Source organism: Pseudomonas sp. CHM02 (assembly GCF_000612585.1).
Taxonomy (GTDB): Bacteria; Pseudomonadota; Gammaproteobacteria; order Pseudomonadales; family Pseudomonadaceae; genus Aquipseudomonas.
On sequence record NZ_JFCA01000068.1, the window covers coordinates 1 to 21,938 of the forward strand.

Below are 21,938 nucleotides of genomic sequence, written 5' to 3' on the forward strand. Positions count from 1 at the left end.
GTTGCTCTACCAACTGAGCTATACCGGCGTGTTAGGGCGACGATTATAGCGATTGGCAAGGTTCTGTAAACCCCTGAATTCTGACTATTTTTGCGAAAGCCGCGTCTGCCCCTTTTTCGCCCCGGAGAAGGTCGGATTCATCCCTCGCTGCCAGGCGCAGGCGCAGCCATCCAAACCAAAGGAAGCCCCACGTAAAACGGACGCTCGCTCTCATTCTCTTCACCGCCACGCTCGGCGCATGCGCCAGCCACTCGCCGGTCAACGATTCGGCGTTGGTGGGGACCTGGAAAGGTTTGCGCACGCAGACCGACAGGTGCCAGTTCCTGTCGTGGACCAATCAGCTCAAGCCTGATGGTCGCTTCACTATGACCTTTTTCCGCAACGCACAGCAGACGCAGGTGATCCAGACCGAGCAGGGCGCGTGGTCGGCGGCGGATGGGAGGAATGAGTTGCGCACGGACGGGGTGCGTACGCCGGATGTGTACACCTATAAGTGGGTGGACCCGGATACGGTGAATTATGTGAGGGTGGCGGCGAGCCCGGCGGATTATGCGTTTTTTACGGAGCGGCGTGTTCGTTAATCACGCCGGGGTGCGCTAAACGCGGGCGTCCGTCTGGTTCAGTTGCACTTAGGTAGACCGTTTGGCGTGCTGCGCACTCCAGCGGGAGCACGCTCCCTCACCACAGAGGCTGGGGAGCTTGATGTGCTTCGACAGGTCATTCGCACATCCATCCAAAGCGCTGGCACAACGCCGCTTATTTACAGCAAAAGCCAGCAGGCTGACGGCGATCAAGGTATTCCAGTCCAGGGTGAGTATCCTCCGGTTCAATCGAGGGGGCGATTGAGTGCGCGCAAGGTATTGGGTCTGAGTCGAACGGCGCGGGTTTTGCTTACTTATAGGCGGCGCCGGGGCTGAATACACAGTGATCCATCGGGCTTGGCGTTGGCGGCGATTTTGGGACGACCGTTGGGCTGGTTTCCCCTTGAATCGCATCGGGGTTTGCGTATTCTGTCGCGCGATATAAAGCGTCAGTTTAATCGCGGAATCGTGTAGTAAAATTTTCGACTCGCTCCAGGCGCCGAGACAGAAATGTCAGTTTTGTGCCGTTTTTGTCCGATTGATCAGTAATCTTGCCGGGAAAATACCGCAAGTTGATGTTTTTGCAGCGAATGTGTTTTTTGCCAAAAAATCGTCATAAAAATGGCGACATGCCGCTCGTCGGATAAAATTGGCCTGAAATAATCAAAATACTGACACCATCATTGTGATATCACAGAATGCGCCCGACTTCACATAACTAGAAACTTCAAGGTCAGCACATTGCTGGCCTTTTTATCGCCTTTAAAGCGCAAATCAGGGTGGGGAGGGGCAGAATGTGAGTCGGGCAGATGACATTTCAAAACTATTCAACAAGCTGGGCGTCAGCCCCAGTGGCTACCGGGAGATCGATTTCGTCCACGAGTACATCGAGGATGCAGTAGAGGTTCTGGAAACGCCGGCCATTGCCGCCGACTTGCCCCTGGTCGCTCCAATGCCTACCCCGCCCGTGGTTGCCACTGTCCTGGACGAAGCCCCGTCAGCGCCGTTGTTGCGCCTGCTGGAAGAGCTGAACCACGGTGAAGCCGACCACCTGCACCCGCCCGAAGTGGTGGAGGGGCCTCAAGGTGAGGTGTACTCGGAGCCGACCACGCCGAAAATCGTGGTGGTGGTCTCGATCAAAGGCGGCGTCGGCCGCAGCACCCTCACCGCGGCGCTTGCCAGTGGCTTGCAGCGTCAGGGCCGCCCGGCGCTGGCCCTGGACATGGACCCGCAAGATGCCTTGCGTCACCACCTGTGCCTGGGCCTTGATATTCCCGGCATCGGTGCCACCAGCCTGCTGAATGAAGGCTGGGGCAACCTGCCCGAGCGCGGCTTTGCCGGTTGCCGGCTGGTAACGTTCGGCAGCACCGACCATGAGCAGCAAAAGAGTTTGAATCGCTGGCTGGGCCAGGATGCCGAGTGGCTGGGCAAGCGCTTGGGCGGGCTTAAATTGAACGGCCAGGACACGGTGATCATCGACGTCCCGGCCGGCAACACGCCGTATTTGAGCCAGGCGATGTCGGTTGCCGACGCCGTGTTGGTCGTGGTGCAGCCGGACGTGGCTTCGTTCGGCGCCCTGGCGCAGATGGACGCGATGCTCGCGCCGTACCTGGAGCGTGAGAAACCGCCACAACGCTTCTACGTGATCAACCAGTTGGACGCTGCCCACCGTTTCAGCCTGGACATGGCCGAGGTGTTCAAGACACGCCTGGGCAGTGCCTTGCTGGGCACGGTGCATCGTGACCTTTCGTTCAGCGAAGCCCAGGCCTATGGGCGTGACCCCCTCGACCCTACCGTCAACAGTATCGGCTGCCAGGACGTCCTTGCCCTGTGCCGCGCGTTGCTCGAACGCCTCGACTCGGACCTTCCATGACCGACAATACGTCCTCCACGCCCTTCGTCGAGGGGCGCGCTGAACGGCGCCTGAACGGTGCCATCGCACGCTTCAATCGCTGGCCTGCGGTGCTGCGCCTGCTGCTGGTGGTGGGCAGTTGCGTGGTCGGTGGCTTGCTGCTGCTGGCGATTATCTGCGCGCCATTGGACCTTGTGACTCAATGCCTGTTTGCTGCGGTGTGTTTCGTGGCGGTGCTGGTGCTGCGCAAGATTCCGGGGCGCCTGGCGATCCTCGCGCTGGTGGTGCTGTCGCTGGTGGCGTCGTTGCGCTATATGTTCTGGCGCCTCACTTCCACTCTCGGCTTTGAAACCTGGGTCGACATGTTCTTCGGCTACGGCCTGGTCGCGGCCGAGTTCTACGCCTTGGTGGTGCTCATCTTCGGCTACGTGCAAACCGCGTGGCCACTGCGCCGCACGCCGGTATGGCTCGAGACCGAGCCGGAAGAATGGCCGACGGTCGACGTGTTTATCCCCACCTATAACGAAGCCCTGAGCATCGTGAAATTGACCATCTTCGCCGCCCAGGCGATGGACTGGCCCAAGGACAAGCTGCGCGTCCACGTGCTGGACGATGGCCGTCGCGACGACTTCCGCGACTTCTGCCGCAAGATCGGCGTGAACTACATTCGCCGTGACAACAACATCCACGCCAAGGCCGGTAACCTCAACGAAGCGTTGAAGGTCACCGACGGCGAATACATCGCCCTGTTCGACGCCGACCACGTGCCGACGCGCTCCTTCCTGCAAGTGAGCCTGGGCTGGTTCCTGAAAGATCCGAAGCTGGCGATGCTGCAAACGCCGCACTTCTTCTTCTCGCCGGACCCGTTCGAAAAGAACCTCGACACCTTCCGCGCCGTGCCCAACGAAGGCGAGCTGTTCTACGGCCTGGTGCAGGACGGCAACGACTTGTGGAACGCCACCTTCTTCTGTGGCTCCTGTGCGGTGATCCGCCGTGAGCCGTTGCTGGAAATCGGCGGCGTGGCGGTCGAGACCGTGACCGAAGACGCCCACACCGCGCTCAAGCTCAACCGCCTGGGCTACAACACCGCTTACCTGGCCATCCCGCAAGCCGCTGGCCTGGCCACGGAAAGCCTGTCGCGCCACATCAACCAGCGTATTCGCTGGGCGCGGGGCATGGCGCAGATTTTCCGCACTGACAACCCGCTGCTGGGCAAGGGCCTCAAATGGGGCCAGCGCATCTGCTACGCCAACGCCATGCTGCACTTCTTCTACGGTTTGCCGCGCCTGGTGTTCCTCACCGCGCCGCTGGCCTACCTGGTGTTCGGCGCCGAGATTTTCCACGCGTCGGCGTTGATGATCGTGGCCTACGTGCTGCCGCACCTGGTGCACTCCAGCCTGACCAACTCGCGGATCCAGGGGCGTTTCCGCCACTCGTTCTGGAACGAGGTGTACGAGACCGTACTCGCCTGGTACATCCTGCCGCCGGTGCTGGTGGCGCTGGTCAATCCCAAGGCCGGTGGCTTCAACGTGACCGACAAGGGCGGCATCATCGACAAGCAGTTCTTCGACTGGAAGCTGGCGCGCCCGTACCTGGTGCTGTTGCTGGTGAACCTGGTCGGTATCGGTTTCGGCGTGCACCAGTTGATCTGGGGCGATGAGTCCACCGCCGTGACCGTGGTGATCAACCTGACATGGACCCTCTATAACCTGATCATCACCAGCGCCGCCGTGGCCGTGGCGTCCGAGACACGCCAGGTGCGTTCCGAGCCGCGCGTGAGTGCGAGACTGCCGGTCAGCGTGATCTGCGCCGATGGCCGGGTACTCGCCGGTATCACCCAGGACTTCTCCCAGAACGGCTTTGGCCTGATCCTCAACGATGGCCACTCCATCGGCCAGGGCGAACGGGTGCAATTGGTGCTGTCGCGAAATGGCCAGGATAGTCTGTTCCAGGCGCGGGTCGCGTTCAGCAAGGGCTCGCAGATCGGGGCGCAATTTGAATCGCTGTCGCTGCGCGAGCAAAGCGAGCTGGTACGCCTGACGTTTTCCCGTGCCGATACCTGGGCCGCCAGTTGGGGCTCCGGCCAGCCCGACACGCCGCTGGCGGCCCTGCGTGAAGTCGGTGGCATTGGCATTGGCGGCCTGTTCACCCTGTGCCGCGCCACCCTGCACGAATTGCGAATGGCCCTGCGCCGCACCCCCTCACAACCGCTCGACACGTTGATGGACAAGCCATGACTTCCACTTTGTTTTTTGCGCGCACGCGCATGCGCGCGGCACTCACGTTGATGATTGCCTCGCTGCTGGGCCTGAGCTCGCTGGTGCAGGCTGCCGAAAGCGGTTACAGCCTGACTCTCAAGCAGTTGGGCCGTCGCGACACCATGAACCTGCAGGGTGTGGAGTCGTCCGACAGCGTCAACTTCGACATCCGCGCCGACCAGGTGGTGACCGGTGCGCAAGTGCTGCTCAACTACAGCTACTCGCCGGCGTTGCTGGCTGACCTGTCGCAGATCAACGTGCTGGTCAACGATGAAGTGGCGGCCAGTATCCCGCTGACCAAAGAGGGCGCGGGCACTGCACAACAGACGCTGGTGCAGATCCCGCCGCACCTGATCACCGAGTTCAACCGCCTGCGCGTGCAGTTCATCGGTCACTACAGCATGTCCTGCGAAGACCCGTTGCACAGCAGCCTGTGGGCAAAAATCAGCAACAGCAGCGAGCTGAAACTGCAGGTGTCGCAGATCCAGTTGAAGAACGACCTGTCGGTGTTGCCGCTGCCGTTCTTCGACAAACGCGATGCGCGCCAGCTCAGCCTGCCATTCGTGTTTGCCACCGCGCCGGACAACGCCACGCTGGAAGCGGCGGCCACCTTGTCGTCGTGGTTCGGCGCGCTGGCCAGCTACCGTGGCGCGACGTTCCCCACCACCTACGGCTCGATCCCGGCCAAAGGCAATGCCATTGTGCTGGTGCTGAGCCCGAGTGCGGTCGACGTCAACGGCGTCAAGGTTGCACAGGCCACCGGGCCGACCCTGAACCTCATCGCCAACCCCAACGACCCGCAGGGCAAATTGCTGATCGTGTCGGGCCGCGATGGTGCCGAGCTCAAGCGTGCGGCCACGGCCGTGGCGCTGGGCAACCCGGTGCTGGCTGGCAGCAGCGTGGTGATCGACAAACTCGACAGCCTGGCACCGCGTCGCCCCTACGACGCGCCGAACTGGGTGCCGAGTGATCGCCCGGTACGCCTCGGTGAACTGGTCGAGCTGAAAAAACTCAGCGTCGCGGGCTACAACCCGGGCGCCATCAACGTCGACTTCCGCCTGCCGCCCGACCTGTTCAACTGGCGTGAAGAAGGCGTGCCGCTGCACCTCAAATACCGCTACACGCCGCAGCAGGTGTCGACAAACTCGTCGTTGCTGGTGGGTATGGATGACCAGTTCATGAAGTCCATGCCGCTGCCGTCGATCACCAGCCTGGCGGACGGCAAGACCCTGCTGAGCATGCTGCAGACAGACAACACGCTGCCGCGCGAAGCCACGGTGCTGCTGCCGATCAGCTCGGCGTCACCGATGTCCAAGCTGCAACTGCGCTTCATGTACGACTACATCAAGGAAGGCGAATGCCGCGACATCATCGTCGATAACATGCGCGGCACCATCGACCCGGATTCGAGCCTGGACATCAGCGGCTACCAGCATTTCATCGCCATGCCTAACCTGGGTGTGTTCAACGATGCCGGCTTCCCGTTCACGCGCCTGGCGGACCTTTCCGAGTCGGCGGTGGTATTGCCGGACACCTTCGGCACCGACGAGCTGAGCGCCTACCTCACCATCCTCGGTCGCTTTGGCGAGTCCACCGGCTACCCGGCCACTGCGGTCAAGGTGGTGCAGGCCAAGGACGTGCAAAGCGTGGCCGACAAGGACTTGCTGGTGATCGCCACCGGTGCTGACCAGCCGTTGTTCAAGCAGTGGCAGCAGTACCTGCCGGCCAACATTGACGGGGCGCAGCAGCACTTCAAATTGTCCGACCTGCCGCGCTACGTGAGCAACTGGGTCAGCCCTGACGCCGAGGCCAACAAGCACGCCGCCAACGCCGCGATCAGCCTTAACAGCTTGAGCACCAGCACCTGGTTTGCCGGCTTCGAGTCGCCGCTCAAGGCGGGTCGCAGTGTGGTGCTGATCTCCAGCACCAAGCCCGAAGGCCTGCAGGCTGCGACGGCCGTATTGATCGGCGGTGATCAGTTCAAGGACACCATCCAGGGCAGCCTCGCGGTGGTGCAAGGCACGCAGGTCAGTTCATTGGTGGCCGACCAGCAGTATTACGTCGGCAAGCTGGGGCTCTTCAAGCAGGTGCAATGGCGACTGTCGCAGAACCTGGGCTGGATGCTGCTGTTCACCTTCCTGGGCCTGGCGATCGTGAGCTGCCTGGTCTACCTGTCCCTGCGGGCACGTGCAAAACGGCGGTTGGCATGATGCGTAAAGCCGGTTGGGCTGCGTTGGGCGTCGCGCTGTTCGCCGGCGCGGCCCAGGCCCAGGCCCAGGCGCAGACGTGCGACGCGCAGTGGCCGTTGTGGCAGAACTACGCGACGCGCTTTGTGCAGGATGACGGGCGGGTGCTGAACTCATCGCTGAACCCCAGCGAAAGCAATTCCGAAGGCCAGTCCTACGCGATGTTCTTCGCCCTGGTGGGCAACGACCGTGCGCGCTTCGACAAGCTCTGGACCTGGACCAAGGCCAACATGGCCGGCAACGACATCAGCCGCAACCTGCCAGGTTGGCTGTGGGGCAAGACCAAGACCGGCGAGTGGGGCGTGATCGACGCCAACTCTGCCAGCGACGCTGACCTGTGGGTGGCCTACGCGTTGCTGGAAGCGGCGCGTGTGTGGAATGTGCCGCAGTATCGCGCCGACGCGCAGTGGGTGTTGGCCAATGTCGAAAAGACGTTGATCGTGCGCGTACCAGGCCTGGGCAAGATGCTGTTGCCGGGGCCGGTAGGCTTCAGCTACCCCGACGGCTTGTGGCGTTTCAACCCCAGCTACCAGGTGCTGGCGCAGCTGCGACGCTTCCACAAGGAACGACCCAACGGCGGCTGGAACGACGTGGCCGAGAGCAACGCCAAGATGCTCGCCGACCTCAAGAGCAACCCCCACGGTATCGCCGCCAACTGGGTGGGCTACCGCGCTACCGGCGCGAATGCCGGCGTGTTTGTGGTCGACCCGTATTCCGATGACCTCGGCAGCTACGACGCCATCCGCACTTACCTGTGGGCCGGCATGACCGCCAAGGCTGATCCCCTGGCGGCGCCGATGCTCAAGGCGTTGGCTGGTTTTTCCCGTGCGACGGCGGCGTCTCCCAGTGGCTTGCCGCCGGAGAAGATCCACGTGCTCAGCGGTGCTGCCGAAAACAACAACGGCTTTTCGCCGCTGGGCTTTTCGGCGTCGGCCCTGGTGTTCTTCCAGGCGCGTGGCGAAACGGCCCTGATGCAACTGCAGAAAAACAAGCTGGACGACGTGCTGGGCAAGGCCATGGCCCCGTCGGCGCCCGATAGCGCGCAGCCGGTGTATTACGACTACGTGCTCAGCCTGTTCAGCCAAGGCTTTACCGATCAAAAGTACCGCTTTGAACAGGACGGTACGGTCAAATTATTCTGGGAGGGCGCATGCGCCGTCACACGCTAGCCCTCGCGATAGTGGCTGCCCTGGTGTCCAGCGCCAGCCTGGCCGCGACCACCGACCCCCAAGCCTTGCTGATCGAGCAGGGTTACTACTGGCAGTCGAAGAAAAACCCGGAACGGGCCACCGAGTCCTGGCAGAAGCTGTTGGGCCTGAGCCCGGAACAGCCGGACGCGCTGTACGGCCTGGGCCTGATCCAGGTGCAACAGCAGCACCCGGACGAGGCGCAACAGTACCTGGCCCGCCTGCGCGCGATTTCGCCGCTGCCACGCCAGGCGTTGCAGCTTGAGCAGGACATCCTGGTCAACGTACCCGCCAATGCCAAGTTGCTGGAGCAGGCCCGCGAGCTGGGCGAGCCGGTCGAAGAGCGCGAACAGGCTGTCGCGTTGTACCGCCAGATTTTCCAGGATCGCCAGCCTCAAGGCTTGATCGCCCGTGAGTATTACAACGCCCTGGCCTTCACCCCCAAGGGCACTGCCGAAGGCATCGCCGGCTTGCAACGGGTGACGCGTGAGCGGCCCGATGACGCGATTGCCGCGCTGTTCCTGGCTCGGCACCTGGCGCGTAACCCCGGCACCCGCGTCGAGGGGATCCGCGCCATGGCGCGCCTGGCGCCCAACAACGAAGTCGGCGGCGCCGCTGACGAAGGCTGGCGCTTCGCGTTGGTCTGGCTCGGCGCACCCAACCGTGACCAAGTGTCATTGTTCCAGGAATTCCTTGCCAAGCACCCGGACGACAGCGAGATCCGTGAGCTGATGAACAAGGGCATTGCCCAAGGCAAAGGTGACGGTGGCTGGCAGCGTGATCCGAAGCTGGTCAAGGCATTCAAGGCCCTCGACGAGGGTGACCTGAAAACCGCCGAACCACTGCTGGTGGCGCGTCTGGCGGAAAAGTCCAACGATGTCGATGCCCTCGGCGGCATGGGCGTGTTGCGCCAACAGCAGCAGCGCTTCAGCGAGGCGGAGAATTACCTGGCCCAGGCCACCCGTTTGCCCGGCGGTGCGGCCTGGCAAAAAGCCCTGAATGACGTGCGTTACTGGAGCCTTCTGAACCAGGCCCGGGACGCGCAGACTGCCGGCCGCAGCAGCCAGGCTCGCGACTTGGCCGCGCAGGCCGAGCGCCTGAATCCGAGCCGGGCGGATGCCACCGTGGCGCTCGCGGGTTTCCAGGCCCAGGACAATCAATTCGACGCCTCCGAAGCCAGCTACCGCAAAGTGCTGGCGCGCAACCCTGGCGACGCCGACGCGTTGAATGGCCTGATCGGCGTGCTGTCGCAATCGGGCCGCCCGGAAGAAGCCTTGAAGCTGATCGACTCGGTGTCTGCAGCGGACCGCGCGAAGTTGTCCTCCAACGTGAAAATCAAGGCCATGCGCGCGACCCAGTTGGGCAAGGTCGCCGATCAGCGTGGCGACCTGAAAGCCGCGCAAGCCGCGTATCAGCAGGCGCTCGACGCCGACCCGGAAAACCCCTGGACGCGTTTCGCCCTGGCGCGGGTTTACCTGCGCGACGGGCAGATTCGCAATGCCCGCGCCTTGCTTGACGGCCTGCTCAAAAGCCAGCCCAACCAACCGGACGCGCTGTACACCAGTACCTTGCTGTCGGTTGAACTGGACGAGTGGAAAGCCGCCGATGCGACACTGTCGCGCATTCCTGCCGGCCAGCGCACCGCCGATATGAATGAGTTGGCGAGTGATATCGCCTTGCACAAGCAGACCGAAATCGCGATCGAAAGCGCTCGCCGTGGCCAACGCCCGGAAGCCCTGGCGTTGCTGGGGCGCAGCGCGACGCTGGCGGGTAAAAAGCCCGAGCGCCTGGCGGTGTTGGCGTCTGCCTATGTGGACGTTGGCGCGCCGGAAGAAGGCTTGCAGATCATGCAAGGTGTGCTGGACAGCACGCCTGATCCGACTGCCGACCAGAGGCTGCTCTACGCGGGCGTGCTGCTCAAGGCCAACCACTACACCGAGGCCGGCGACATCCTGCGCGGCATGCAGGGCCAGTCGCTGAGTGATGCCGGGCGGCAACGCTACGAAGACCTGATCTTCCAGTATCGGGTCAAGCAAGCCGATGCGTTGCGCGAGAAGAACGACCTGGTGGCCGCCTACGACATGCTCTCGCCGGCACTGGTGCAGCGGCCCCATGACACCTCGGCCATTGCGGTGCTGGCGCGCATGTACGCCGACGGCGGCGACGGCAAGAAAGCCATGGCGCTTTACGAGCCGCTCGTGCAGCAGAACCCCAATAACGCACGCCTGCAACTGGGCCTGGCCGGTATCGCCTTGAAGGGCGGTAACCGTAGCCTGGCCGAGTCGGCCACCGACAAGGCGCTGCGGCTGGACCCGACCAGTGCCGAGACGCTGACGGCGGCGGGGCAGATCTATCAGGGCCTGGGCCGCAATGCCGAAGCAGCGGAGTTGCTGCGTCGGGCGCTGGCCATCGAAAACACCCAGCGCACCCAGGCCCGTTCGGCCTTGGCGGATGCACAGGGCGTGGCGTACAACCCGTTCGTTGGCCTGCCGGGTCAGCGCCGCCAGATCACCGACCTGGCCGTTGACCGTGGCGCCGTGCCTCCGCCGATCGACGCACCGGCCAACGTCATGCCCGCGCCGGTAACGACGCCTGGAAATACAGTGGCCGCCGCCGGCTTTGCGCCTTCGAACAAGCTGAGCGACCCGTTCGTGCCACCTACGCGCATCGCCGCGCTGGATAATCCGACCCTGAGCCCGGCGCGCCGTGCCCTCGATGGCCTGCTGCGTGATCGCAGCCCTTACCTGGTGCAAGGCCTGAGCGTGCGCAGCAACAACGGTGAAAGTGGCTTGAGCAAAATCACCGACGTGGAGACGCCATTCGAGGCGCGCATGCCGGTGGGTGACTACAACGTGGCGTTGCGTGCGACGCCGGTGAGCTTGAGTTCCGGGACGGTCAAGGCCATTTCTGCGGCGCGCTTTGGTGCCGGTGCAGGTGAGGATGGCGCCAAGAGAGAAAACGGTGTCGGCCTGGCGGTCGCGGTTGAAGACCCGGCGCAAGGCGTCAAGGCCGACATCGGTGTCAGCCCGGTGGGCTTCACCTACAACACGGTGGTCGGTGGCGTGAGTGTGAATCGACCGTTCACCGAAGGCGGCAACCTGCGTTATGGCGTGAGTGTTTCGCGGCGGCCGGTCACTGACAGCGTGACCTCGTTTGCTGGTTCGAAAGCACGGATCACCACCGCCGATGGAGAGGTCATCGAGAAGAAGTGGGGCGGTGTCACTGCCAACGGCGGGCGTGCCGAACTGAGCTACGACAACCAGGAAATGGGTGCCTACGGTTATGCGTCGTTACACCAGTTGCTCGGCAATCACGTCGAAGACAACACGCGCATGGAGTTGGGCAGTGGCGTCTACTGGTACCTGCGCAATACACCAACCGACACCCTCACGCTGGGCATCAGCGGCATGGCCATGGGTTTCAAGGACAACCAGGGTAACTACACCTACGGCAATGGCGGCTACTTCAGCCCGCAGCGCTTCTTCTCCCTGGCTGTTCCGGTGCGTTGGGCGCAGAGCTTCGATCGCTTCAGCTATGAGTTGAAAAGCTCGGTGGGCGTGCAGCATATCGCGCAAGATGGCGCCGATTATTTCCCGACGGAAAAGGATCTGCAGGAAGCGTTTGAAAACCCGAAATACAACAGCAGCAGCAAGACCGGCATCGGCTACAGCCTCAACGCAGCCGCTGAATACCGTCTCACCTCACGCTTTTACCTGGGTGGCGAAGTCGGTGTCGACAACGCCCAGGACTATCGCCAGTACGTCGGCAACGCCTACCTGCGCTACCTGTTTGAAGACCTGAGCGGGCCTATGCCCTTGCCGGTCAGCCCTTACCGTTCCCCTTATTCGAATTGATAGGAGTCATCCATGCCTGTTTCTGCAATTGCCGGCCTGACCCTGCTGGTACTCGGCGAAAGCCACTTGAGCTTCCCGGACCACTTGCTGGACCCGTTGCAAGCCAACCTCACCGCCCAAGGCGCCAAGGTCCACACCATCGGTGCCTGCGGCGCCGGTGCGGCCGACTGGATCGTGCCGAAGAAAGTCGACTGTGGTGCCGAGCAGTTGCCGGGTGGCAAGCCTCAGGTGTTCGGCAAAAACGCCATGAGCACCACGCCGGTCAAGGACCTGATCGCCAAGGACAAGCCGGACCTCGTGGTGATCATCATCGGCGACACCATGGCCTCCTACCCTGACCCGCAGTTCCCCAAAGTCTGGGCGTGGAAGAGCGTGACCTCGCTGACCAAGGCCGTCAGCGAAACCGGCACCAAATGCGTGTGGGTCGGCCCGGCCTGGGGCAAGGTCGGCAGCATGTACAAGAAGGATGACGCACGCACCAAGCTGATGTCGTCGTTCCTGGCAACCAACGTGGCGCCGTGCACTTACATCGACTCGCTGACCTTCTCCAAACCGGGCGAGTGGATCACCACTGACGGCCAGCACTTCACCATCGACGGCTACCAGAAGTGGGCCAAGGCCATCGGCGGCGCGCTGTCGGCATTGCCGGCGGATGCCGTGAAGGGAGCCAAGTGATGAAGCGCCTCACCCTGGGCCTGGCGACCTTGCTCGCCAGCGTCAGCGCCTGGAGCGCCGATATTCCGCTGTACCCCACCGGGCCGGAAAAAGACTCGGCGTTCCTGCGGTTTGCCAATGGCACCGCCAGCGAATTGAAACTGGTCGCCGACGGTTCCAAGGCCAGCCTGGTATTGGCCGGCGACAAGCTGGTTTCCGACTACCTGCCGGTGTCGGGCGGCAGTGCTCCTATCAAGGGGGTGTTGAGCCAGGGCGGCAAGACGGCTGACCTGGCCGTCACCGTGGCCCCGGGCGAGTTCGCCACCGTGGTGGCAGTGGCGGATGCCAACGGCGGCATTCGCCAAGTGGTGATCCATGAGCAACCGGATGATTTCAATGCGCTGAAAGCCTCCCTGGCGTTCATCAACGCCGACGCCGCGTGCGCCGACGCCAGCCTCGAAGCGGTGGCACAAAAGGCCGAGTTGTTCAAACAGGTTGCGGAAGGTTCGGTGCAGCGCCGCATGATCAACCCGGTGGAACTGTCGGTGCAGCTCAAGTGCGCAGGTGCGCCGGTCGGCCAGCCGCTGACCTTCAGCCTCAAGGCCGGCGAACGCTACAGCGTGTTGGCGCTGCCATCCGCCACGGGCTCACGGTTGTTGTTCGCGCCTGATTCGCTCGCTAACTGATCGGGCCCGACACCACCATGGTCTTTGCCTCACTCGAATTCCTCACGCTGTTCTTGCCGGCTTTCCTGTTGATTTATGCGCTGGCTCGTCCGAGCTGGCGCAACGTCATCCTGTTGATCGGCAGCTGGTTGTTCTACGGCTGGTTGAGCCCGTTGTTCCTGTTCCTGCACATGGTGCTGACCGTGGTGGCGTGGGTCGGTGGCTTGCTGGTGGACCGCTCCCGTGAGGACGGCAAGGGCCGCGTGCGCCTGTTGATCGCGTTGATCGTGTTCAACACGGCGGTGCTGTGTTGGTACAAGTACGCCAACATCGTCGCCGGCACGGTGAGCGAGGTGATCACCTGGTACGGTGCGATGCCGCTGGACTGGCAGCGCGTGGCCTTGCCGGCTGGCTTGTCGTTCATCGTGTTGCAGGCGATTTCCTACCTGGTGGATGTGCACCGGCATACGGTGCCGGTGGAGCGCAGCTTCATCAATTACGCCACCTATATCTCGATGTTCGGGCACTCGATTGCGGGCCCGATCATTCGTTACGACTGGGTGCGCCGCGAGCTGAACCAGCGCTATTTCAACTGGGCGAATTTCTCCCTGGGCGCGCGGCGTTTCATGATCGGCATGGGCATGAAAGTGCTGGTGGCCGACACCCTGTCGCCGCTGGTGGACATTGCCTTCCACCTGGAAAACCCGAGCCTGGTGGACGCCTGGATCGGTTGCCTGGCGTATTCGCTGCAACTGTTTTTCGACTTCGCCGGCTACAGCGCCATGGCCATCGGCCTGGGCCTGATGCTGGGCTTTCACTTCCCGGAAAACTTCAACCGACCGTACCTGGCCAGCAGCATCCAGGACTTCTGGCGACGCTGGCACTTGTCGTTGTCCAGTTGGTTGCGCGACTACCTGTACATCGCCCTCGGTGGCAACCGTGACGGTGTGTGGCGCACCTATCGCAACCTGTTCCTGACCATGGCGATTGCCGGGTTGTGGCACGGCGGCGACAGCTGGAACTACCTGCTGTGGGGTTCGGCCCACGGCGTGGCGTTGTGCGTTGACCGGGCGTGGTCGCGGTCGAGCCTGCCGAGCATTCCGCCGGTGCTGTCGCACATCCTCACCTTGCTGTTTGTGTGCCTGGCCTGGACCCTGTTCCGCGCACCGGACTTCCATTCGGCGCTGACCCTGTACGCCGGCCAGTTCGGTATGCATGGCATTGGCCTGGGTGACGCGATGGCCGTGGCCATGCGCCCGGCCCATGGCATGGCGGCGTTGCTGGGGCTGGTGTGCATCATCGCGCCGATCTGGCAGGTGCGTTGCGAACAGCGGTTCGGCACGCAGCCGTGGTTTGTGGTGGCGGCTTCGCTGTGGCCGGTCGCCGGGTTTGTGTTGTCGTTCGCGCTGATCGCCAGTCGTGACGCCGTACCCTTTCTGTACTTTCAGTTTTGAGGACGCCCGACCATGCCCGCTCCTACTGCGCCGACGCCTCCGAGTGAACTGGCCGTACGCACCAGCCCCCTGGCGGCGTGGGTGCTGGTGCCCTTCCTGGCGGCGGGGCTGTTGTCCTGCGCCTGGCTGATGGTGAAAGGGCCGATCAGCTATGTGCCGGCCAAGGTCGACAGCGACATGCTGCTGCATGGCGACCTGACGCACCGGTTTGCCAAGGAGCTGGCCAAGGCGCCGATGGCGATCCAGGCCGCCAACCTCGAGCGCGGCGGCAGTTGGCTGGCGTTCGGCGATACCGGCCCGCGTGTGCGCACGGGTTGCCCTGGCTGGCTGTTTATCAGCGATGAGTTGCGCATCAACCGCCATGCCGACGCCAATGCCCAGACCAAGGCCCAGGCGGTGATCGACCTGCAAAAACAATTGCGCCAGAAAGGTATCGACCTGCAAGTGGTGGTAGTGCCGGACAAGAGCCGCATCGCCGCCGCCCAGCGTTGCGGCCTGTACCGCCCGGCAGCGCTCGATAGCCGGGTCCGGGATTGGACTGCCGTGTTGCAGGCCGCGGGTGTTTCCGCGCTGGACCTGACCGACACATTGAAACCCTTGGGCGACCAGGCCTACCTGCGCACCGACACCCACTGGAGCGAAATCGGCGCCGACGCCGGTGCCCAGGCGCTGGCGCAGCGTATCCAGCAACGCGGCATCCAGGCTACGCCGGAGCAGACGTTCGAGATCACCCAGGCGCCCCTCGCCGTACGCCCGGGTGATCTCGTGCGCCTGGCCGGTCTCGATTGGCTGCCGCCCCAGCTGCAGCCGCCAGGCGAGTCGGTCGCGGCCAGCACTGCCCATGAAGCCGGAGGCGCAACCCGCGATGCCGACGACCTGTTTGGCGACGCCGGCCTGCCCAATGTGGCGCTGATCGGCACGTCGTTCTCGCGCAATTCCAACTTTGTCGGCTTCCTGCAAAAGGCCCTGAATGCGCCAGTCGGCAATTTCAGCAAGGACGGCGGCGAGTTTTCTGGCGCGGCCAAGGCTTACTTTGACAGCCCAGCCTTCAAGCAGACCCCGCCCAAGTTATTGATTTGGGAAATTCCGGAGCGAGACCTGCAAACCCCATACGATTCAATTACGCCTGGTCAGTAATTTGACGATTTGCCGTTTGTCTAAAAAATAGACAGTCTTTCCATCAAAATAATGACACTTTTGTGAGCTTGAAGCAGACTGACTGCACTAGGGCGACTACAAAAAGACCTGCGGTAAGCAGTCGTATCAGCTGACCTTTTCACGTCTTTGAGCTTCGCCGTGATGAGGAATGTGTGATGGGCTTCGCTGAGGGTCTTCTCGTTCTGTTAGGCAAGGATGTCAGCCGTGACCCCCAAGGGTTGAATGCACGGCTGCATTTCTTCGGCAGTATCCCCGTGGATGACGGCACCCCGTTCCCCTCTCGAACCTCCAACGCACATACGCAGTCCCAGCCCGTAGATAAGGCTGTACGGCGTCCGTGCGTGGTAGCGTTGGTGTCGGTCAATGGTGGCGTCGGGCGCAGTACCCTGGCCACGACCTTGAGCAGCGGTTTGCAGCGCTTGGGGGAATCAGTGGTGGCCGTGGACCTCGACCCCCAGAACGCCCTGCGGATGCACTTCGGGGTCAACCCGAACTCGCCGGGCATCGGCCCGACCAGCCTGCTCAATGCGCATTGGGACACTCTCCAACAGCCCGGCTTTGTCGGCAGCCGGGTCATCACCTTTGGCGACACCGACCTGCGCCAACAGGACGACTTGCAACGCTGGCTCAAACAAGAGCCGGGCTGGCTGGCACAGCGCCTGTCAGCCTTGGACCTTAGCGCCCGTCACACCGTGATCATCGATACGCCCGCCGGCAACAACGTCTACTTCCATCAAGCCTTGAGCGTCGCCGATGTGGTGTTGGTGGTGACCCAGGCCGATGCCGCTTCCCTGGGCACCCTGGACCAACTCGACGGCCTGCTGGCGCCACACCTTGAACGTGAGCGCCCGCCGCATGTGCACTTTGTGATCAACCAACTGGACGAGGACGATGCCTTCAGCCTGGACATGGTTGAAGCGTTCAAGCAACGCCTGGGCACGAGGGAGCCGCTGGAGGTGCACCGCGACATGGCGATCAGCGAGGCGCTGGCGTTCGGTACCGACCCGTTGGATAGCCAGGCATTGAGCTTGGCGGGGGACGATATCCATGAGCTTTGCCGGTTGTTGATTGCGCGTAGAAAACATCTATAAATCGCGGTTTATACGCTTAACGCCAGATGCTTATGCACAATCGGTTGGATAGACATGTCACGAAACAGCCATTTTGTGGAGTCGTTCTCATCACGCCGCAACTGCCTGTTTTGCGTGCGTTTTATTTTGTGAACAAAAAATGACCAGCGTGGCTTTTGCCCTGTAGCGCAGATGGCTACAGGCTCTGTAAAGATTCCATCAACAGAGTTATCCACAGGCTGCGCCGCGGCCATTTTGCCCCTTAATCGCGCTCGGCGAGCACCATCAGGTTGCGCGGCGTCAATGCAGGTTCGCAGAAGCTGCCCACTTCGACCTTGTAGCCGTTTTCACCGAGAAACAATGCCCGATCCAGCACCAGCCATAGCTCCAGCGGGCGCCTAAACAGACCACGCAGCAATTCCAGGTTCCTGACCTCGGCCAAGCGGCGCCAGCCGTTTGCTTCCAGCGCAGCCCACTCCTGTTCACCTGTGGATAACCCTTTGAGACGTGCCAGCTCCCGGCAGTAGTCCGCAAAGGGTTTGTCCAGCCAACTGGCCGGCAGGGACGGCGTTGGCAAGTACTCGTCGAGACCGCGCAGTTCGCGTTGCAATTGATCGAAACCCAGGCGCCGTGCCATGGACGTGTCCCGTTGCCAGCGCACGCGTTTGCCGGCGGTGACGGTTTCGCTCAGGGGCAGGCCGAGGTCATCGACCGACAGTTGCAGGTGAGATGCGCGGCCTGCGTGCGACAGCGGCTGGTAGGTGTCGGCGTGGATGCGGTTGTAACAGCAGGGCGCCAGCGCCAGTTGTTTGCAGCCGGCCGCGCTGGCCAGGCGCAGCAGGCGCACATGCAAGTCGCCACAGGCGTGCAGGGCGACGGGTGTGTGTTCGGGGTCAATTGCCACGTCGGCCATCACGTCTTGCAGGCGATGGGTGACCGGCAAGCCGTGATGGTCGCTCAAGGCTTGGCCTGCGGCGATCAGCGCCGGGTCGTATTCCAGGCAGGTCAGCGCTTGATCGGCGTGTAGCAGGCGCCGACCCAAGTGGCCTTTGCCCGCGCACCAGTCAAGCCAGTGTGTGGGTGTCTGTGCAAACTGCAGTGCCGCGCCGAAGGCTTCAATCTGTTCCCACTTGCGACCCGGAACATCGACATTCAGGCGATGGCGAGCGGCGTGCAGGGGTTGTGTCGGTAACTTATCCACAGCACTGAGCTGCCGGGCTTGCGCAGCAAGCTGTGGAAAAGGTGTCGGCGCGGCGAGGTCATGGGGATGGTTGTGACTGGCTTCGGCCTCGGCCAACGAGCGTTGGCGCAGCCACTGGGCGAGGTCGGGGTGGTCGGCTTCCCAGGGTAACTGGCGATGCGTAAAGGGCCGTGGTTTCCACAGCCCTTGGTGCTCGATCAGGAACGCATCCAGCGCCTGGAAACGAGCCTCAACGTCCTTGGCAGGCATCGACGCGCAGCCAGCGTTCCAGCAGTTTGAAGCCGCGTACCAGCACGTACGCCATCAACAGGTAGAACAGGCCGGCGGCAAAGAAGATCTCTACCGGCAAGTACGTACGGGCAATGATGGTCCGCGCCATGCCGGTCAATTCCAGCAGGGTCACGGTACTGGCCAGGGCGCTGGCCTTGAGCATCAGGATCACTTCGTTGCTGTACGCGGGCAGGCCGATGCGCGAGGCGCGCGGCAGGATGATGTAGAACAGTGTCTTCGGCTTGGACATGCCCAGCGCACGCGCCGCCTCAATCTCGCCTGGCGGGATGGCCTGGATCGCGCCGCGCAGGATCTCGGCGATGTAGGCGGCGGTGTGCAGGGTCATGGTGGCGGTGGCGCACCAGAACGGATCGCGCAGGTAGGGCCACATGAAGCTCCCACGCACTGAGTCGAACTGCGCCAGTCCGTAGTAGACCAGGAACAACTGCACCAGCAAGGGGGTGCCACGGAAGAAGAAAATGTAGGCATAGGGCAGGGCGCTGACATACCAGCGACGCGAGGAGCGTGCGATACCCAGCGGAATGGCCAGCAACAGGCCGGCGATTACCGCAATGGCCACCAGCTCCAGGGTCAGGATGGCGCCCTGGGCCAGTTTGGGCAGCCACTTGATGATCACGGCCCAGTTCAGGCCCAGGTCGAAATGCGCCAGCCAGCTGTAGTCGCCGCTCATTGGGTGCTCCTTGCAAAGCCGCGGGCGGCGCGTTTTTCCAGGAAATGCATGCCGGTCATGGCCAGGATGGTCAGGCCCAGGTACATGAAGGCGGCGACCATGAAGAAGGTGAATGGCTGCTTGGTGACGGTCACGCCGATCTGCGCATGGCGCATGATTTCTTCCAGGCCGATCACCGATACCAGCGCGGTGTCTTTCATCAGGATCATGAACAGGTTGCCAAGGCCCGGCAGGGCGATGCGCCACATCTGCGGCATGATCAACCGGGTGAAGATCCGGAACTTCGACAGCCCCAAGGCTATGCCGGCTTCACGGTGGCCTTTGGGAATGGCGAGGATCGCGCCACGGAACACTTCCGTCGCGTAGGCGCCAAAGCACAGGCCCAGGGCGATCACCCCGGCGGCAAAGGCACTGAGGGAAAGGTCGGGGTTGCCAAAGAACTCCCCGAGGGCACGCATCAGGTTGACCGTGCCGAAGTAAATCAGCAGCACCCACAACAGCTCTGGAATACCGCGAACAATGGTCGAGTAAGCGCCGCCAAGCCATTGCAACGGCTTGTACGGGGACGTCTTGGCCAAGGCACCGGCAAGGCCGAGCACCAGCCCCAGGCACAGGGCCGTGAGCGCCAGTTTGACGGTCATCAGCGCGCCAGCGGCAAGCGCCGGGCCGAATCCGTAGAGATCGAAATTCATGGTGTTTTCATATCGCGGCAGGCATTGCAAAAAGCCGACGCGCTCAACTGAGCGCGCCGGGCATACCGTTCAGATCATTCGATGCTGAAGGGGAAGTACTTGTCGTTGATCTTCTTGTAGGTGCCGTCTGCCTTGATCTCTGCCAGCGCTTTGTTAAGGCGCTCGCGCAACGGGTCGCCCTTGCGTACGGCGATACCGATCTTGTCGCTTTCTACAACCGGGTCGCCTTTGAATTCATAGGCGGAACCGTCTTTGCTCTTGAGCCATTCGTACTGCACGTACTTGTCGGCCAGGATGCCGTCGAGGCGACCGGAGGTCAGGTCGAGGTAGGCGTTTTCCTGGGTGTCATAGAGCTTGGCTTCGGTATCCGGCAGCTTGTCTTCCAGATAAGTACCGGCCAGGGTCGCGCGCTGTGCACCGATGACCTTGCCTTTGAGGTAAGCGGCGTCGGTCTTGAAGTCGGCGGTGGCTTTAGGCGCGATGAACTGCAGCTTGTTGGAGTAGTACGGGTCGGTGAAGTCGACGGCCTGCTTGCGCTCGTCGGTGATCGACAGCGAGGACACCAGGAAGTCGAACTTCTTGGCGTTCAGGGCCGGGATGATGCCGTCCCAGTCGGACACATACACTTCGCACTTCTCGACCTTCATCTTGGCGCACAGGGCGTCGCCGATGTCCTTGTCGAAGCCCACGACGTTGCCGCTGGCGTCTTTGTTGTTGAACGGCGGGTAGGCCGCTTCAATCCCCATTTTCAAGGTTTCTGCCATGGCCGTGGCGCTGAACGCCATCGAGACGGCTGCGGCCAGAAGGAATTTTTTATAGTTCTGCATGCATGTTGCTCCGTTAGCGGTTGCTGGACATGAATTGTTTGCAGCGCGCCGAAAGCGGGTTTTCAAACACCTGCTGTGGCGATCCTTGCTCTTCGACCAGGCCCTGGTGCAGGAACACCACTTCACTGGACACCTGGCGGGCGAAGCCCATTTCATGGGTGACCAGCAGCATGGTGCGGCCTTCTTCGGCCAGCGCGCGGATCACATTAAGTACTTCCTGAACCATTTCCGGGTCAAGGGCCGACGTGGGCTCGTCGAACAGGATGACTTTAGGCTGCATCGCCAGGGTGCGCGCGATCGCCGCCCGTTGTTGCTGGCCGCCGGACAGTTGCGCGGGGTAGGCGTGGCGTTTGTCGCCGATGCCGACCTTGGCCAGCAGGGCTTCGGCGACTTCGATGGCTTCGGCCTTGCTCTGGCCGAGCACACGACGAGGGGCCTCGATGATGTTGTCGAGGATGCTCATGTGCGGCCACAGGTTAAAGTTTTGAAACACAAAACCGATTTCGCTGCGCAGGCGGTTGATCTGCTTGCCGTCGGCGGCCATCAGCTCGCCGTTTTTCGCGGCTTTGAGCTTGAGTTCTTCGCCGGCCACCAGGATCTGGCCCTGGTGCGGGTTTTCCAGCAGGTTGATGCAGCGCAGGAAGGTGGACTTGCCGGAACCGGAGGAACCCAGGATCGAGATCACATCGCCGTCGCGAGCGGTCAGCGAGATACCCTTGAGTACCTCCAGCTCACCATAGCGTTTATGCAAGTTGCGGATTTCAAGCGCGGGCGTGGCCTCGGCCATGTGGGGTCCTCATTGTGTTCGTTGCGATCCTGCTGTTGGGCCGCCTTCCTGGCGAGGCGCCAAGCTAGCATAGCGTCTTGATGGCAGCCAACAGCGCGGCCGAGGGTAAACAGGTGGTGTGTGGCAGGGTGTCGCATCGGCACAGCAGCGTGTCGCGCCATCAACAACCGAACAACCGTTTGAACCCGAAAAGCCACCGGTTTCGCGTAAAAAAGGGCGCGATGGTGCCAGCTTTGGCCGGGTGTTGGAAGGGTTAACCGGGTAAACGGTGCTTATCAGCCCTTTTATGGGGCGTCACGTACTTTTTGTGTGTGTTTATGGTGCGTTTATTCGTCTTGAATGTGGGTCGCACGGTAACGCTATAGCGGAATGCCATTGTTCTCAATGACTTGCGACGCTTGTTGAATTCTCCCGTAGCCCGCGTCAATAGCGGCTCTGTAACATTTTGGCGCAAATCTTGCGTAAAAAATAAAGAACGCCCTGTTGGTTTC

At 62.3% G+C, this 21,938-nt stretch carries 16 protein-coding genes; 11 read left to right on the forward strand and 5 right to left on the reverse strand.

Features of this window, described 5'->3' with window-relative positions:
• Nucleotides 1-293 precede the first annotated feature (293 nt).
• From BM70_RS0128545 to bcsQ (BM70_RS0128595), 11 genes are all read left to right on the forward strand, one after another.
• Nucleotides 294-581 carry a hypothetical protein gene (locus tag BM70_RS0128545; protein WP_256220952.1) on the forward strand — a complete coding sequence of 96 codons (288 nt, stop codon included), beginning with the start codon at nucleotides 294-296 and terminating at the stop codon, nucleotides 579-581.
• 796 nt (nucleotides 582-1,377) lie between these two features.
• Nucleotides 1,378-2,454, forward strand: a complete 1,077-nt coding sequence (bcsQ, locus tag BM70_RS31655) for a cellulose biosynthesis protein BcsQ (protein ID WP_025859190.1) — start codon at nucleotides 1,378-1,380, stop codon at nucleotides 2,452-2,454.
• On the forward strand, nucleotides 2,451-4,670 hold the full coding sequence (gene bcsA, locus BM70_RS0128555; protein ID WP_025859191.1) for a UDP-forming cellulose synthase catalytic subunit: 2,220 nt from the start codon (nucleotides 2,451-2,453) through the stop codon (nucleotides 4,668-4,670). The genes bcsQ (BM70_RS31655) and bcsA overlap by 4 nt, the downstream gene beginning before the upstream one ends.
• Entirely contained in the window at nucleotides 4,667-6,901 is a 2,235-nt protein-coding gene (bcsB, locus tag BM70_RS0128560) for a cellulose biosynthesis cyclic di-GMP-binding regulatory protein BcsB (RefSeq protein ID WP_025859192.1), read from the forward strand. Before bcsA ends, bcsB begins: the two co-directional genes overlap by 4 nt.
• The gene (gene bcsZ, locus BM70_RS0128565; protein WP_025859193.1) at nucleotides 6,898-8,106 is read left to right on the forward strand and encodes a cellulose synthase complex periplasmic endoglucanase BcsZ; all 1,209 of its coding nucleotides are present in this window, start codon (nucleotides 6,898-6,900) and stop codon (nucleotides 8,104-8,106) included. Before bcsB ends, bcsZ begins: the two co-directional genes overlap by 4 nt.
• Nucleotides 8,088-11,978, forward strand: coding sequence for a cellulose biosynthesis protein BcsC (locus BM70_RS0128570; protein WP_025859194.1), 3,891 nt, complete (start codon nucleotides 8,088-8,090; stop codon nucleotides 11,976-11,978). Before bcsZ ends, BM70_RS0128570 begins: the two co-directional genes overlap by 19 nt.
• A gap of 12 nt (nucleotides 11,979-11,990) precedes the next feature.
• Entirely contained in the window at nucleotides 11,991-12,653 is a 663-nt protein-coding gene (locus BM70_RS0128575) for an SGNH/GDSL hydrolase family protein (protein WP_025859195.1), read from the forward strand.
• Complete coding sequence (locus BM70_RS0128580) at nucleotides 12,653-13,318, forward strand: alginate O-acetyltransferase AlgF (RefSeq protein ID WP_025859196.1); 666 nt, start codon at nucleotides 12,653-12,655, stop codon at nucleotides 13,316-13,318. The genes BM70_RS0128575 and BM70_RS0128580 overlap by 1 nt, the downstream gene beginning before the upstream one ends.
• A gap of 17 nt (nucleotides 13,319-13,335) precedes the next feature.
• Nucleotides 13,336-14,751, forward strand: a complete 1,416-nt coding sequence (locus BM70_RS0128585; RefSeq protein WP_025859197.1) for an MBOAT family protein — start codon at nucleotides 13,336-13,338, stop codon at nucleotides 14,749-14,751.
• Between the two features lie 12 nt (nucleotides 14,752-14,763).
• Nucleotides 14,764-15,888, forward strand: a complete 1,125-nt coding sequence (locus BM70_RS0128590; RefSeq protein ID WP_025859198.1) for a cell division protein FtsQ — start codon at nucleotides 14,764-14,766, stop codon at nucleotides 15,886-15,888.
• Nucleotides 15,889-16,064: 176 nt separating this feature from the next.
• Nucleotides 16,065-17,000 carry a cellulose biosynthesis protein BcsQ gene (gene bcsQ / locus BM70_RS0128595; protein WP_025859199.1) on the forward strand — a complete coding sequence of 312 codons (936 nt, stop codon included), beginning with the start codon at nucleotides 16,065-16,067 and terminating at the stop codon, nucleotides 16,998-17,000.
• A gap of 241 nt (nucleotides 17,001-17,241) precedes the next feature.
• Here the strand turns inward: bcsQ (BM70_RS0128595) and BM70_RS0128600 are convergent, their stop codons facing one another.
• The 5 genes from BM70_RS0128600 to BM70_RS0128620 form a co-directional block, all read right to left on the reverse strand.
• Nucleotides 17,242-18,429, reverse strand: a complete 1,188-nt coding sequence (locus BM70_RS0128600; RefSeq protein WP_025859200.1) for a methyltransferase — start codon at nucleotides 18,427-18,429, stop codon at nucleotides 17,242-17,244.
• Complete coding sequence (locus BM70_RS0128605; protein WP_025859201.1) at nucleotides 18,410-19,099, reverse strand: ABC transporter permease; 690 nt, start codon at nucleotides 19,097-19,099, stop codon at nucleotides 18,410-18,412. Before BM70_RS0128605 ends, BM70_RS0128600 begins: the two co-directional genes overlap by 20 nt.
• A 38-nt stretch (nucleotides 19,100-19,137) precedes the next feature.
• Nucleotides 19,138-19,833, reverse strand: a complete 696-nt coding sequence (locus BM70_RS0128610) for an ABC transporter permease (protein ID WP_025859202.1) — start codon at nucleotides 19,831-19,833, stop codon at nucleotides 19,138-19,140.
• Nucleotides 19,834-19,907: 74 nt separating this feature from the next.
• Nucleotides 19,908-20,660: an ABC transporter substrate-binding protein gene (locus tag BM70_RS0128615; RefSeq protein ID WP_003187758.1), complete on the reverse strand. Its 753-nt coding sequence runs from the start codon at nucleotides 20,658-20,660 to the stop codon at nucleotides 19,908-19,910.
• Nucleotides 20,661-20,673: 13 nt separating this feature from the next.
• Nucleotides 20,674-21,447, reverse strand: a complete 774-nt coding sequence (locus BM70_RS0128620) for an ABC transporter ATP-binding protein (protein WP_025859203.1) — start codon at nucleotides 21,445-21,447, stop codon at nucleotides 20,674-20,676.
• Nucleotides 21,448-21,938: the final 491 nt, after the last annotated feature.

Coding starts and splice junctions, on each gene's coding strand:
- BM70_RS0128610 (WP_025859202.1), bottom strand. CDS start 19,833: ATGAATTTCGATCTCTACGGATTCGGCCCGGCGCTTGCCGCTGGCGCG.
- bcsQ (WP_025859199.1), top strand. CDS start 16,065: ATGGGCTTCGCTGAGGGTCTTCTCGTTCTGTTAGGCAAGGATGTCAGC.
- BM70_RS0128620 (WP_025859203.1), bottom strand. CDS start 21,447: ATGGCCGAGGCCACGCCCGCGCTTGAAATCCGCAACTTGCATAAACGC.
- BM70_RS0128600 (WP_025859200.1), bottom strand. CDS start 18,429: ATGCCTGCCAAGGACGTTGAGGCTCGTTTCCAGGCGCTGGATGCGTTC.
- BM70_RS0128575 (WP_025859195.1), top strand. CDS start 11,991: ATGCCTGTTTCTGCAATTGCCGGCCTGACCCTGCTGGTACTCGGCGAA.
- bcsZ (WP_025859193.1), top strand. CDS start 6,898: ATGATGCGTAAAGCCGGTTGGGCTGCGTTGGGCGTCGCGCTGTTCGCC.
- BM70_RS0128580 (WP_025859196.1), top strand. CDS start 12,653: ATGAAGCGCCTCACCCTGGGCCTGGCGACCTTGCTCGCCAGCGTCAGC.
- BM70_RS0128585 (WP_025859197.1), top strand. CDS start 13,336: ATGGTCTTTGCCTCACTCGAATTCCTCACGCTGTTCTTGCCGGCTTTC.
- BM70_RS0128615 (WP_003187758.1), bottom strand. CDS start 20,660: ATGCAGAACTATAAAAAATTCCTTCTGGCCGCAGCCGTCTCGATGGCG.
- BM70_RS0128590 (WP_025859198.1), top strand. CDS start 14,764: ATGCCCGCTCCTACTGCGCCGACGCCTCCGAGTGAACTGGCCGTACGC.
- bcsA (WP_025859191.1), top strand. CDS start 2,451: ATGACCGACAATACGTCCTCCACGCCCTTCGTCGAGGGGCGCGCTGAA.
- bcsB (WP_025859192.1), top strand. CDS start 4,667: ATGACTTCCACTTTGTTTTTTGCGCGCACGCGCATGCGCGCGGCACTC.
- BM70_RS0128570 (WP_025859194.1), top strand. CDS start 8,088: ATGCGCCGTCACACGCTAGCCCTCGCGATAGTGGCTGCCCTGGTGTCC.